General features: G+C 62.9%; 12 protein-coding genes. 9 read left to right on the top strand and 3 right to left on the bottom strand.

The features are described from left to right. Window positions 1-259: 259 nt before the first annotated feature. Window positions 260-469, bottom strand: coding sequence for a hypothetical protein (locus AAFX91_RS30635; RefSeq protein WP_130577567.1), 210 nt, complete (start codon window positions 467-469; stop codon window positions 260-262). A gap of 351 nt (window positions 470-820) precedes the next feature. On the opposite strand from AAFX91_RS30635, the gene glsA reads away from it, so the two are divergent. From glsA to AAFX91_RS30595, 8 genes are all read left to right on the top strand, one after another. After that, window positions 821-1,813, top strand: coding sequence for a glutaminase A (gene glsA / locus AAFX91_RS30630; RefSeq protein ID WP_394569093.1), 993 nt, complete (start codon window positions 821-823; stop codon window positions 1,811-1,813). A 74-nt stretch (window positions 1,814-1,887) separates the two neighbouring features. Then, entirely contained in the window at window positions 1,888-3,537 is a 1,650-nt protein-coding gene (locus AAFX91_RS30625) for an MFS transporter (RefSeq protein ID WP_394569092.1), read from the top strand. Window positions 3,538-3,579: 42 nt separating this feature from the next. Continuing rightward, window positions 3,580-4,143: an HdeD family acid-resistance protein gene (locus AAFX91_RS30620; protein WP_394569091.1), complete on the top strand. Its 564-nt coding sequence runs from the start codon at window positions 3,580-3,582 to the stop codon at window positions 4,141-4,143. A gap of 185 nt (window positions 4,144-4,328) precedes the next feature. After that, window positions 4,329-5,639 (top strand): amidohydrolase family protein, encoded by a 1,311-nt coding sequence (locus AAFX91_RS30615; RefSeq protein WP_394569094.1) that lies wholly within the window; start codon window positions 4,329-4,331, stop codon window positions 5,637-5,639. Window positions 5,640-5,834: 195 nt separating this feature from the next. Next, complete coding sequence (locus AAFX91_RS30610; RefSeq protein WP_394569090.1) at window positions 5,835-6,938, top strand: peptidylprolyl isomerase; 1,104 nt, start codon at window positions 5,835-5,837, stop codon at window positions 6,936-6,938. Between the two features lie 72 nt (window positions 6,939-7,010). Then, entirely contained in the window at window positions 7,011-7,595 is a 585-nt protein-coding gene (locus AAFX91_RS30605; RefSeq protein ID WP_394569089.1) for a YbjN domain-containing protein, read from the top strand. An 18-nt stretch (window positions 7,596-7,613) separates the two neighbouring features. After that, window positions 7,614-8,072 (top strand): hypothetical protein, encoded by a 459-nt coding sequence (locus tag AAFX91_RS30600; RefSeq protein WP_394569088.1) that lies wholly within the window; start codon window positions 7,614-7,616, stop codon window positions 8,070-8,072. Between the two features lie 13 nt (window positions 8,073-8,085). Continuing rightward, window positions 8,086-8,955: a lytic transglycosylase domain-containing protein gene (locus AAFX91_RS30595; RefSeq protein ID WP_394569087.1), complete on the top strand. Its 870-nt coding sequence runs from the start codon at window positions 8,086-8,088 to the stop codon at window positions 8,953-8,955. Window positions 8,956-9,217: 262 nt separating this feature from the next. On the opposite strand, the gene AAFX91_RS30590 is transcribed toward AAFX91_RS30595, so the two are convergent. Further along, window positions 9,218-10,465: a multidrug effflux MFS transporter gene (locus AAFX91_RS30590; RefSeq protein WP_394569086.1), complete on the bottom strand. Its 1,248-nt coding sequence runs from the start codon at window positions 10,463-10,465 to the stop codon at window positions 9,218-9,220. A 358-nt stretch (window positions 10,466-10,823) separates the two neighbouring features. Between AAFX91_RS30590 and AAFX91_RS30585 the strand changes: the two genes are divergently transcribed. Then, window positions 10,824-11,657 (top strand): DUF1194 domain-containing protein, encoded by an 834-nt coding sequence (locus AAFX91_RS30585; protein ID WP_394569085.1) that lies wholly within the window; start codon window positions 10,824-10,826, stop codon window positions 11,655-11,657. A gap of 81 nt (window positions 11,658-11,738) precedes the next feature. Here AAFX91_RS30585 and AAFX91_RS30580 read toward each other — a convergent pair whose 3' ends face one another. After that, complete coding sequence (locus tag AAFX91_RS30580; RefSeq protein WP_394569084.1) at window positions 11,739-13,475, bottom strand: ABC transporter permease; 1,737 nt, start codon at window positions 13,473-13,475, stop codon at window positions 11,739-11,741. Between the last annotated feature and the right edge of the window lie 291 nt (window positions 13,476-13,766).

Here is a 13,766-nt window from a genome sequence, read left to right as displayed (position 1 = left end):
AAGGCTTCCTCCTAAAAGAAAGCCTTGAATCACGTTCAATCTGATTTGAGAATCCCAAGAGTCCACACGGCCTAGACTTGATGGACTCGCTATTGGCTTAAATCGACTCGCTTTTACCTTTAGGGCACATGTGCGGAGGCAAGCGCCTGGTAACGCGGACTGCTGATCGTCAACAACCGCCCATTGTCCGAAGTGGCGAACGAAGTGAACCGCTATCGCAGCTGGCACATCCTCATTCTCAACGCCAACCGCAAGCCAGCTATCCGAGCGGGCTTCCTTGATTCCGTCTGATGATCTTGAGCGTGAGCAGGACGGCGCCAAGCACAAGAAACAGAACGCCGACAGTCGTTGTGCTGGTGGATTCGAACGTCACGCCAACTGCCGTCAGCAGGCATCCGATGATAATCGCGACCAACCCACCAAGCTTCTTCACCAGCAGGAAGTGTCCGTCACTCGTACTTGCCACCATGATCAGCCTCGCTGTTCAGATGATGTCCCGCCTTCTCCAACTCTCTTCGCGTGCGTTTTTTCTTGCGTGAGCAAACACAATCGTACACGCGACCGGCCACGTTGCAAATTTCCCGGCGTTCGGATTCTGCAGTCAATGGCGGCTCTTTGATTCAATTGCGTGCGACAACGATTGCGACAGCCTGCCTTACCTAACGAGCGTTGGAACCTTGCTCCGTCGTGAGAAGAGAACTCGATGGCAATCGGCACATTTGCTGGTCTGTCAGCAAATTGTTGCACGGGTTGCAGATTGACTCGTTTTAAACGTAGGCGTTAGATCAACAACATAGCCCCCGTCGGGCGGAGTGGTGCGATGGCGTCACGATCGGCGATCGATGAACGGCCTTACGTTTCGACCGGTCATCTACCTAATCCCGAGATGGTGCAGTCGCTGGTGGAAGACGCGCACCGGCGCCTTAAATCGAACGCTGACGGCAATAATTCACAGGTCTACCCGGCGCTCGCCCGAGTCCCGAGCGAGCTGTTCGGCGTTTGTGTCGTTGGAACCGATGGGCACGTCTACGGCGCGGGAGACATAGGCTACGAATTCTCCATCATGAGCGTGTCGAAGCCATTCGTGTTCGCGCTGATCTGCGAGACCCTTGGCCCGGAAGAGGCGCGCACGAAGCTCGGCGCCAACGCCACCGGACTTCCGTTCAACTCGCTTGCGGCGATCGAGAATGGAAGCGGGCGTACCAATCCGATGGTGAATGCTGGCGCGATCGCGACGACGAGCCTCGCGCCGGGAGTGTCCGCCGAGGCGCAGTGGGAGTTTATCCACGATGGGCTGTCGCGCTTCGCAGGCCGCAAACTTCCGCTCAACGAAGAGGTCTACGCCTCCGCGTCGCAGACAAATTTCCGCAATCGCAGCATCGCGCGGCTGTTGGAGAGCTACGACCGGATCTATTGTGACGCCAAGCAGGCGACCGATCTCTACACGAGGCAGTGTTCGTTAAACGTGACCCCCAAAGACCTCGCCGTGATGGGTGCGACGCTGGCGGACGGTGGGGTGAACCCTATCACGAAGCAACGCGTGGTCGATGCTGCGGTTTGCCATTACGCCTTGGCCGTGATGATCACGGCCGGCTTGTATGAGACGTCAGGCGATTGGCTTTACGACATCGGCCTGCCCGGAAAGAGCGGGATCGGCGGCGGCATTGTCGCGGTCTCGCCCGGAAAAGGCGGCTTCGGCACTTTCGCTCCGCCGCTGGATGCGGCCGGCAACAGCGTGAGAGGACAACTCGCCGCGAAATTCCTGTCGCAGCGATTGGGCATGGATCTGTTCGTCTCGCAACCGGAAGACTGACAAATGTTGACCGGATCGGCGTCTCGTCCACCCGGTCGATGCTGAAAAGCCCGAGCAAATCGGAGGACGTCATAGTGACACAGACAATCTCGATCGGCGGCATCCACCAGGAGGAACGCGCATCATGGATTCCCATGATCGCGATAGCGCTCGGCCAGATGATCATGTCGTTCAATGTCGCTTCGTTGCCGGTGGCGATGGGGGGAATGGTCAAGAGCTTTGGCGTTCCTCCGACCACGGTCGCAACCGGCATCGTGGCCTATTCCATGCTGGTCGCCGGCTTCGTCATGCTGGGCGCAAAGCTCGCGCAGCGATACGGCGCGCTACAGGTGTTCCGCGCGGCCGTCGTGCTGTTCTTCATATCCCAGGTCATGATGACGTTCAGCCCCACGGCCGTCGTGATGATCACGGCGCAGGCGCTCTGCGGCGCCGCCGGCGCAGTGATCGTGCCCTCGCTGGTCGCCCTGATTGCCGAGAACTACACCGGACGCCAGCAGGCAACCGCAGTGGGCGCGCTCGGTTCTGCACGCGCGGCGGCCGGCGTGCTTGCATTCGTCATCGGCGGCGTACTGGGCACCTATATCGGCTGGCGGCCGGTGTTCGGAATTCTCATCGCCGTTGCCGCCATTGTTTTCCTGCTGAGCTTCCGCCTCAAGCGCGACCATGGCCGGCCGGACGTGGAGGTCGATATCGTTGGTGTCATACTCGCAGCAGCCGCGATCATTTGCATCAGCTTCGGCTTCAATAATCTCAACAGATGGGGGCTCGTGTTGGCGAGCCCAAACGCGCCGTTCAGCCTTCTCGGCCTGTCTCCCGCGCCGATCCTGATCGTGGCGGGCATCGTGTTGGGCCAGGCATTCCTGATGTGGACACACAAGCGCGAGGAGGCAGGCAAGACTCCTCTCCTCGCGCTTCAGGTGATCGATTCACCTGAGGAGCGAGCGGCCGTCTACGCGATGTTCACTGTCGTCGCGCTGGAGGCCGCTCTCAACTTCTCCGTCCCGCTCTACATTCAGATCGTGCAGGGTCGCAGCCCGATCGCCACTGCGGTAGCGATGATGCCGTTCAACCTTACTGTATTCTTTGCCGCGATGCTGATCGTGCACGTCTATGACAAGCTGACGCCGCGGCAGATCGGGCGAGCCGGCTTCTTCCTTTGCACCGTCGCGCTGTTGTGGCTCGCATTCGTCGTGCGCAACGACTGGAGCGAGGTGCCGGTGCTGCTCGGGCTCGTTGTCTTTGGTATCGGGCAAGGCGCGCTTGTCACGCTGCTGTTCAACGTGCTGGTCACGGCTTCGCCCAAGGAGCTCGCAGGGGACGTCGGATCGCTGCGCGGCACCACCAACAACCTCGCCGCCGCCGTCGGAACGGCAGTGGCTGGCGCGCTCCTTGTTGGTCTGTTGAGTGCGATCGCGCTGAGCAGCATCGCCGCGAGCCCCAAGCTCACACCCGAACTGCAGGCGCAGGTCGATCTCGACAACATCAATTTCGTCAGCAACGACCGACTGCGGACCGCGCTGGAGGGCACCAGCGCCACGCCGCAGCAGGTCGAGGAGGCGGTGCGGGTGAACACCGAGGCGCGGCTGCGTGCGCTGAAGATCGGGCTGTTGATCATGGCAGGCCTTGCGTTGCTTGCGATCATTCCGGCCGGGCGGCTGCCGAACTATCGACCGGGAGAGATTCCGAGCGATGAGACGGCGGGCGAACGCGGACAATCGAGTTGATGCGTAACGGGTTCGACGACTTCTGGAATCGAGGAGAATGATATGACCACCTATGACAACGGTCCGGCGATGCGTCTCACCGGGCTGCCGACACCGCCTTTATGGATATGCATCCTGCTCGGGATCGTGATGATCATCGCGGGCCTGCTGGTCCTCGGCGATCTCGCACTGTTCACCGTGATCAGCACCATCTTCATCGGCTGGATGGCGATCATCGCCGGTGGATTCGAGATCATTCACGCCTTCTGGACCAAAGGGTGGGGAGGGTTCGTGTGGCAACTGCTGCTCGGCGCGCTCTATCTTGCATTCGGCGTCGTGCTGGTGACCCAGCCGCTGACCAGTGCGCTGATCCTGACCCTTGTTCTCGGTCTGCTGCTTCTGATCTCCGGGTTCGTCCGTATCCTGGTCGGCATCAGCCATTGGCAGCAGTTCGGCTGGATCATACTGCTGTCCGGGCTGTTCGGCGTCCTGGCGGGTCTCATCATCCTGACGGGATTTCCGGCCACCGGGACGTGGGTGCTCGGATTGCTGCTGGGCATCGACCTCTTGTCTCACGGCATCGGCTGGCTGACCCTTGCCTGGCTGCCGGCCGTAAGAACTGGGTAGCGGCCGTCGATTGACAGGGGACTGGCAATACACTCGCTGACCGCCCGCGATCACGTCGGGCGTTCCCTCCCGCACAGCAAGATCAATGCGAGCCTTGCGCCACGCACCATTGGCGGAGATCAGATATGTCAGGTTTGAGAACGCCGGGTCGAACTTTCATTGCTGCGCTACTGGCTTCAATCGGAATGAACTTCGCGGCCTCGCCGACGGCGCAGGCTCAACAAGCTTCCGCTGTGCTGTTCCAGAACGTTCGCATCTTTGACGGAAAGAATGCCGCGCTCTCCGCGCCGTCCAATGTCCTGATCCGCAACAACAAGATCGAGAAGATTTCGGTTGCGCCGATCCAGGCTGACGCTCAGGTGATCGCCGGCGGCGAACGCGTGCTGATGCCCGGGCTGATCGACGCGCATTGGCATGCGATGCTGGTACGCCCAACGCCGGCGGCCGCCCTGGCTGACGACGTCGGCTACAACAATCTTCTTGCGGCAGCGGAAGCCACCGCCACGCTCATGCGGGGCTTCACCACGGTCCGCGACATGGGCGGGCCGAGCTTTGGGCTCAAGCGCGCGATCGACGACGGTCTCGTCGCCGGCCCGCGCATCTATCCGTCCGGCGCCGTGATCACCATCACTGGTGGCCATGGCGATTTCCGGCAGCTTACCGATCTGCCAAGAACGATCGGCGGCATGCTCAGCCGCATGGAAAGAATTGGTGGCAGCATGGTGGCGGACAGTCCGGATGAGGTTCGTGTGCGCGCCCGCGAGCAGCTCATGCAGGGGGCATCGCAGGTCAAGCTCACCGCGGGCGGTGGCGTGGCTTCGCCGTTCAGCCCGCTCGATGTGTCCACGTTCACCGAGCCCGAGCTGCGTGCCGCCGTCGAAGCTGCCGAGAACTGGGGCACCTATGTGGCCGTGCACGCCTATACGCCGGCTTCGATCCAGCGCTCGATCGCGGCGGGAGCAAAGTGCGTCGAGCACGGCCACCTGATGGACGAGGCCACGGCGTGCCTCATGGCCGAGAAGGGAATCTGGTTGAGCACGCAACCTTTCCTTGATCTGGCAGGCGCAAGTGCGCTGGGGCCGTCGGAGCAGGCGAAGATGCGACAGGTGGTTTCCGGCACCGATAGAGTCTATGCGCTGGCAAAGAAATACGGAATCAAGACCGCCTTCGGCACCGACATCCTGTTCTCGCAGGCGCTGGCTGAGCGGCAAGGCGCCATGCTGGCCGACCTCACGCGCTGGTACACGCCGGCTGAAGCGCTGGCCATGGCGACATCGACGAATGCCGAATTGCTCAGCCTGTCCGGACCGCGAAATCCATATCCCGGCAAGCTAGGCGTGGTGGAGGAGGGCGCGCTCGCCGACCTCCTGCTGGTCGATGGCAATCCAATCGACAACATCAAGCTCGTGGAAGATCCGGCGAAGAATTTCCTGGTCATCATGAAAGGCGGAAAGGTCTACAAGAACCTTCTCGCCCAAGAGCCTTCTCGGCGCTGATCCGCCATGCGCGTACAGAGATACCAGTAACCGGCCAAGATCGGTCGCCAACTGATGGACTGTTATGAAAATGTGACATTTGGTGAGTAGTGGCTAACGAACCGCTACTCGGTTTCCGTCGCGTCGAGATCCAGAACCTGTTGCAGGATTACGGCGACCGGATTCTGAACCAGAAGATCGAACCCTGAGGTCACTATGATTGCCTATCGTCCTGCGTTTGAACGCCAACCACCGCGATACCGTCGCGATCGTGTCGGCCGTCACCTCGTGGCTTTGGCGATCATCGGACTGGCCGGCGGATTGGGCGGGGCCGAACCCGCTTTCGCGCAAAATCCTCCCCCGGCGGCACCGCAGCGGGTGGTGAAGCCGAAGGCGCCCGCCGCCGCGCCCGCGCCTGTTGCTGCGGCCCAGCCAGCCGCCCCGGCGCCGCATGCCGAGGCGGCGGCGTCGGGCAACGAGCCGGTGGCGCGCGTTGGCGGACGTGACGTCTCCTCGTCGGAAATCCGCGCCTTCCTGGCCGCCGTCGGGCCCGATCAGCGCGCCGCGCTCGCCCGCGATCCCGCGCTTCTCAACCAGACGCTCCGCGCGATGTTTGCAAGGCAGCTCGTCCTCAAGGAAGCCACGGACAAGAAGTGGCAGGACCAACCGGCCGTCGTCGCTCAGCTCGCCAAGCTGCGCGAGGAGGCCATCTTCGAGACCTACCTGCAGTCGGCGTCGGTGCCGCCGGAAAATTATCCGGATGAGGCGGAAATCCAGAAGACCTATGACGCCAACAAGGGCGCGCTGATCATGCCGCGCCGCTTTCATCTCGCCCAGATCTATGTCGCGCTGGCGGAAGGATCGGACGCCGCGGCCGAAGAGAAGGCCAAGGCGAAGCTCGCGGACATTCAGGCCAAGCTGAAGCAGCCGAAGGCGGATTTCGCCCAGGTCGCCAAGGACACCACCGACCAGCGCGAGCAGGCTGACAAGGGCGGCGATCTCGGCTGGCTGCCCGAACCGCAGCTCGTTCCCGAGATCAAGAGCCGCGTGATGGGAATGGCCGTCAATACCGTGAGCGAGCCGATCAAGCTTGCCGACGGATATCACATCGTCAAGCTGATCGAGACCAAGCCGTCCGAAACCATGCCGCTTGCCGACGTGCGGGACACCCTGGTCCAGCGCCTGCGGGCACAGCGTGCCGAGCTCAATCGCCGCGCCTATCTTGCGCGCGCGCTCGAGCAGAATCCGCCCGCGATCAACGAAATCGCACTGTCCCGCATCGCCAGCGAGCTGACGCAGTCGGCAGGCGCTGCCCGCTAACCGCGTTCGTCGTCCCCAGATCCGAAATTGCTATTGCAAACCTGATCACGTTATTGGACAGAGGAGATTAACATGTCCATGAGCACTAGCGTCGCGCAAGCACCCGCAGATTTGTCCAACGCCGGGATGCAGTCCTTTGTCACGCTCGAGGAGCTGCGCGCGGCGCTCCAAACCGCCGGCTATCGCGCCGAGCTCGTGACCGACGGCAATATTTCTCTGTTGCGGTCGGCGAGCAACGGCCTCGGCTTCGACGTCCGCCCGGGCAATGCGTTTCCCGGCAAGCCTGATCATTTCGCGGATGTCGCCTTCGTTGCGGTCCTGACTGTGCAGGGATCGATGCCGCTCGATCTCGTGAACAAGTGGAATCGCATGCACAGGTTCTGCCGGCTGTTCGTGGACAAGCCGCAGGGCACCGATGAATTTCTGGTGCTGACGCTCGATCTCTCCATCGCCGGCGCGGTCTCGCCGAACTATGTCCGCACCCAGCTCCAGATCTGGGACAGTTTGATCCAGCAGCTCATCCCCTGGTTGCGCGAGGAGCTCGGCAGGTTGGCCTCGAGCCTCGAATCGGCCAAGGAAACACCCAAGCAAGCGTCCAAGGAAGCATCCAACGCGGACGCGAACCTGGCGCCGCCGCGGCCGGCCCTCAATAGCTGATCGGACAGCACTGTAGCGATGGCGTCGAAATCCCCGATCAACGGGAATCCCGGCAGGCTGCGGCGTCTGCTGCACTCGTTCGGCCTCGTGGCGCTCGGCCTTTCCGCCGGGCGCGCGCCGGCTGTGGCGCAAAGCACGGACTTTAAGGCCGCATCGGAAGCGCCGGCGGCCTGGCGCGACTATGCGTCCCGGCTGCAGGGTGCCTTTCAGCATCAGATCGAGGGCGACGGCGACATGTCGCAGTGGCTTGTGACTTTCGCGGCGGGGCGCGAGAAGGACAACAAGCCGCTGACATTCGTGGTGAGCGCCTCGATCCTGCCGGACGGCAGGATGGACCGCATCGCATTCGACAGCAGCATGGATCCGGAGCTCGGCGGCCGGCTGCGTCCGCTGCTCGCCGCCGCCAATGCCGGCGCGCCACCTCCCGACATGCTTCAGCCGCTGCGTCTTCGCCTGCGGCTTCGATCCACAGAGTGAGCGAGGCGGAGGCGTGCGGGGGCATCGGCAGACCAGGCTGTTACGCGGGTGGTTGCTTGCGCTGGCGACCGGCGTCGGCCTCGTGCTGACAAGCGCTCTCGCGTTCGCCGATACGGTGCCCGCGGTGCCGGAGGAAGCTCCCGCTGCTGAGGCGGCAAGCGAGCCTGAAAAGAGCGAGCCTGAGAAGGAAGCCGCTCCAGCCAAGGAAGCTGCGCCAGCCGAGACGCCGTCCGCCATCGAACGGCGATGGCGCGAGAATGCCAAGATCGGGTTGCCCCCGACGCGAGGGGGCGCGACCTCGACCTCAACCTCGAGCGCACAGCCTCGCTCCCGCTATCGCGACCTGATCGAGAAGCAGACCTCCGGCACGGGCCTTGCGCCCGAGATCGCGGAAGCCGTGATGGGCGTGGAGAGCGGCTACAATGCGGGCGCGATCGGCGGTGTCGGTGAAATCGGATTGATGCAGGTGCTGCCCTCGACCGCGCGGATGCTTGGCTTCACCGGCACCAATGCCGAACTCGCCGTGCCCGAGACCAACATCCGCTATGGGGTGACCTACCTCGCCCAGGCATGGCGGCTGGCCCGCGGCGATCTCTGCACGGCTGTGATGAAATACCGCGCCGGCCATGGCGAGACGCGCTTCTCCCATCTGTCGGTGAGCTATTGCCTCGCGGTGCGCTCGCGGCTGATGGCGCGCGGCTTCCAGGTTATCGGCACCGTTCCCGTCGCCACATTCGGCGATCCGGCCCGTGGCGGCGGTGGTGGCGGCGGCGGCGGATGCAAGCGCAGATGCATGGCCGGCCTGGGCGGCGCGAATGTCGATTACAACAAGCTGAACGCCCGCCTGAGCGCGCTCGTGATCCAGGTGCGCGGCGGAAAATAAGCGTAAGGATGCGAAGCAATTGACGACCCCTCTCCCTCTCCCCGTTCTTACGGGGAGAGGGTTGGGGTGAGGGGCCGTCTCCGCAAGTACGGTGAGAGATGAGCTCGTGGAGGCTCCCCCTCACCCGAAATTCAAGCGGAGCCTGTCATCGGGCGGCGCTTCGCGCCGACCCGGTTGGCTTGAATTTCGACCTCTCCCCGCAAGCGGGGCGAGGTGAATCCGAGCCATTGCCCTATTCAAGAAAAGCATCACACCTGCGCAACTACATCGTCGTATGATGCGGCTTGAACAGGCGGCCCTTTTCCGTCGCCAGCACCACTGCGAGCGCCGCCAGCGCGCAGAGGAAGAAGCCGGTCGAGAACGGCAGCAGCGTGCCGTCGTAGCTCTGGCCGATCACGATGCCGATGCCGATGGCGAGCAGCGTCGTGATCGATCCGTACAGCGACGAGGCGGTTCCGGCGATATGGCCCTGCGGCTCCATCGCCAGCGCGGTGAAGTTGGCGATCATCAGCCCGAACGTGAACATCATCAATGCCGCCAGCGTCATCAACAGCGACAGCGGCAGCATCTGCAGCTTCGCCGCCACCAGCATCGTGGCGGCGACGAGGACGAAGGCGACCAGCCCGCCGTGCGAGATCACGCGCATGCCGAGCCGCCCGACAAAGCGGGAGTTGAGAAAGCCCGCAATCGCGATGCCCGCCGCGACCGAAGCGAATGCCAGCGGAAAGTAATGCCCGAGCTGGTAGATGTCGGTGAAGAGCTGCTGCGAGGTGAAGACGAAGGCGAACAGCGCACCCTGTATGCCGCCGGCCGCCAGCGCATAGCCCAGCGTCTGCCGGTTGGTGAGCGTCTGCCGGAAGGCGCCGAGCACGTCGCGGATCGCGAGCGATTTGCGCAATTCCGCCGGCAGTGTTTCCGGCATGCGCAACGCGCTCCAGATCAGCGCGATCACGCCGTACAGCATCAGCGCAACGAAAATGCCGCGCCACTGCGTCAGCAGCAGCACTGCCTGGCCGAACGATGGCGCGACCACGGGCACCGCGATGAAGACCATCATCGCGAGCGACATCACGCTCGCCATGCGCCTTCCGGCGTAGCAGTCGCGCACGATCGAGGTGGCGATCACGCGCGTCGCCGACGTGCCGAGGCCCTGCAGTGCACGCGCCAGCAGCAGGGTCTCGAAGGATGACGCGGCGATCGCAAGCAGGCTCGCGACGCCATAGACGGCCATGCCGCCGAGCAGCACCGGGCGGCGGCCGAAGCGATCCGACAACGGCCCCATCACGAACTGTCCGACGCCGAAACCGATCAGGAAGATCGACAGCACCATCTGCGGATGGTTGGCGTCGGCAATGTTGAAGGCGGCGCCGATGCTCGGCAGCGCCGGCAGCATCATGTCCATGGCTAGCGGGTTCAGCGCCATGATCGATGCGATCGCAACTACGAATTCGGGGAAGCCCATCGGGCGGTGGCCTGACGATACCCAGGCCTCGGCATTAATTTCAGACACGTGGCATCCTTTTGCGGAGGCGCAATCTAGCCATCGTGCTGCAATGCACAATCCCGTGTTTCGGAATGGGGGACCGGCGGTTCCAGACGGGTTAGGCAACACGGCGCGCTTTTAGGCAGCCGTGACTTGCCGAATTCCGGAATATGGACACCGAGTCGCCAATCTCTCCGCTTTGCCCTGTGAAACTTGCGTGTCACCATCATATCGAGGCCAGAGCATGATCCGGAAAAGTGGAAACCGGTTTTCCCTCGCGACAAACGCGAAGCGTTTGCGCGGAGATCATGCGCAAACAAAGAGCTAAAGCGGGATGACGATTCGAAGAAAAGTCATCGCGCTTTAGGGATCGAGGAGGTCCGCGATGCGATGGTGCATCTCGATCGCAGCGGTGCTGGCCGCCGGCATGCTCGCCGGCGCCGCGGGCGCTGCGGCGCCTGGTCAGCCACCGGCACTTGCCGACCGGGAGGGCCCGCCTTCCGTGGATATCGAGCTTATCATTGCGGCCGACGTCTCCTATTCCATGGATACGGACGAGCTCACGGTGCAGCGCGAGGGTTATGCTGAGGCCATCGTTTCCAGGGAATTCCTGCAGGCGCTGAAGGGAGGCCCGAACGGAAAGATTGCCTTGACCTACTTCGAATGGTCGGCGTTCGGCGACCAACGGGTGATCATTCCCTGGCGGGTGATCGACGGCCCCGAGACGGCCGACGCAGTCGCCAGCGAAATCATGCAGGCGCCGATCCGGCGCGGGTCGCGCACCTCAATTTCGGGTGCCATCCTGTTCGGGACGCCGCTCTTCGACGAGGACCCTAGCCGCGGCTTTCGGCGTGTCATCGACATTTCCGGCGACGGCCCCAACAACAACGGACCGCCTGTCACGCCCGTTCGCGACCAGGCGCTGGCGAAAGGCATCGTCATCAACGGCCTGCCGATCATGATCAAGGAGCCGTCCCATTCAATGATGGATATCGATAATCTTGATTGGTACTACGAGGATTGCGTCATCGGCGGGCCCGGCTCCTTCGTCGTGGCAATCAAGGATCGCGAACGATTCAAGGAAGCCATTCGCACCAAACTGGTACTCGAAGTGGCCGGACGTGATCCCGAGCACAAGGTCGTTCCCGCCGCCGTGAAGGAACCAAGGATCAATTGCCAGATCGGCGAAAAGCTCTGGGAGGACCGTTGGGGACGCTAGAGCATGATCCGATCAGGCTGAATCTTCACCTCTCCCGCTTGCGGGCCCGCAAGCCGGAGAGGGAGCGCGGCTTCTCCGGCTTCAGCCGAGTCGAAGACGACGCTCGCCAAAGGCATAGAGCTGCCGCCAGAGCAGGCGATTGAACAGCGTCACCATCACGCACATGACGGCGATGCCGAGCACGACCCGCGGAAAATCGCCGGCTTCGGTCGCTCGCGCGATATAGGAGCCGAGGCCAATGGCGGTCAGGTGGGTGTCGCCCCAGCTTGCGACTTCCGCGACGATCGAGGCGTTCCAACACCCGCCCGAGGCGGTGATCGCTCCCGTGACATAGTAGGGAAAAATGCCGGGCAGGATCACCTTCACCCACCAGCGCCATCCCTTCAGGTGGAAGCTGCCGGCGGCTTCCCGCAAATCGCTCGGGAAGGCAGCGGCTCCGGCGATCACGTTGAACAGGATGTACCACTGGGTGCCGAGGATCATCAGCGGGCTGAGCCAGATGTTCGGGTTCAATCCGAAATGCACGATCAGCACGACAAACACCGGAAAGGCGAGGTTGGCCGGGAACGCCGCCAGGAACTGCGCGAGCGGCTGCATGCGCTCGGCGAGTTTCGGCCGCAGCCCGATCCAGACGCCGATCGGCACCCATACGATCGTTGCCAGCGCAATCAGCACGACCACGCGCGCGAGCGTGGCGAAGCCGTATCCGACCGCGGCGGTCACGTCTGACCAGCCGCGCGTGGCGGAGAGATATTGATAGATCTTCCATGCGGCGTAGCTCGTCACGGCGGCGACCACCGCCACCCATACGCCGTCGACGACGCGCGAGGGTTGGCTGCTCTTGGCTGGTGGCCGCAGCACCGCGGGCACGCCGATGCGCAGCGTCGAAATGGCCTTGTTCGCGGCGCCGAGCGGATAGGTCAGCGCACGCAGCGCACGCGTGCGCCGGAAGAGGTCGAGCATCCAGGACGTCGGCGGCTCGTCGGAGGCGGTCTGCTCAAAACGGAATTTGTCGGCCCAGGCGACGATCGGACGAAACAGGAGCTGGTCGTAGGCGATGATGACGAGAAGCATGGTCATCAGCGCATAGACGATCGCCGGCAGGTTCTGCTCTTGAATGGCGAGCGCGACATAGGAGCCGACGCCGGGCAGGGTGACCGTTGTGTTGCCCACGGTGATCGCCTCCGATGCCACCACGAAGAACCAGCCGCCGGACATCGACATCATCGCGTTCCAGATCAGGCCTGGCATCGCAAAGGGCACATCCAGCCGCCAGAACCGCTGCCAGCCGGACAGGTGAAAGCTTTGTGTCGCGTCCTCGAGATCCTTCGGCACGCTGCGCAGCGACTGATACATGCTGAAGGTCATGTTCCAGGCCTGGCTGGTGAAGATCGCGAAGACACAGGCCAGCTCGGCGCCCAGCACCTGTCCCGGAAACAGGTTCATGAAGAACACGACCGTGAAGGTCAGGAAGCCGAGGATCGGCACCGACTGCAGGATGTCGAGCAGCGGGATCAGCACGATCTCCGCGCGCCGGCTCTTGGCGGCGAGCGTGGCATAGATGAAGGTGAAGACGGTCGAGCAAATGATCGCCAGCAGCATCCGCATCGTGGTCCGCAGTGCGTAGAGCGGAAGATTGCGCGGATCGAGCGTAACCGGCGTATGCTCGAGCTCCGACAGCGGTTGAATCGTCTGCTGGCCGCCATAGACGATCAGCACCAGGACGCCGATCAAGAGCAGCAGCGCCACGAGATCCCAGACATTGGGCCGGAGCGAGTTTTGCCCGAGGATGGCGGCGCGAATATCCTGAAACGTCATGAACCACCTCTGGTCAGAACTCGGCGCGGTCGGCCCGAGAGGATCGAGACCGGACCGCGATCGGCGTTATAGGCAGGGTTCACGACGAACCGATAGTCGAGGCCGGTCGTGAGCTGCCCGAGCCGCGCGCAGAGTCACGTTTGGACGAATTTCATGAATTATTTCAATGTGATTTGCCCCGTCCAGCCCTGCGGTGAAAAATAAACCGCTTAACCCGTCGGGCAAATCAGTGATTTAACTCCGCGCGTCTCACCCGAATGAGGGGCGGCTCGCGATCGTCACGAACGTTGC

The organism is Bradyrhizobium sp. 31Argb (genome assembly GCF_043638955.1).
In the GTDB taxonomy this organism is placed as follows: Bacteria; Pseudomonadota; Alphaproteobacteria; order Rhizobiales; family Xanthobacteraceae; genus Bradyrhizobium.
This window is presented reverse-complemented; position numbering and strand designations above follow the sequence as displayed.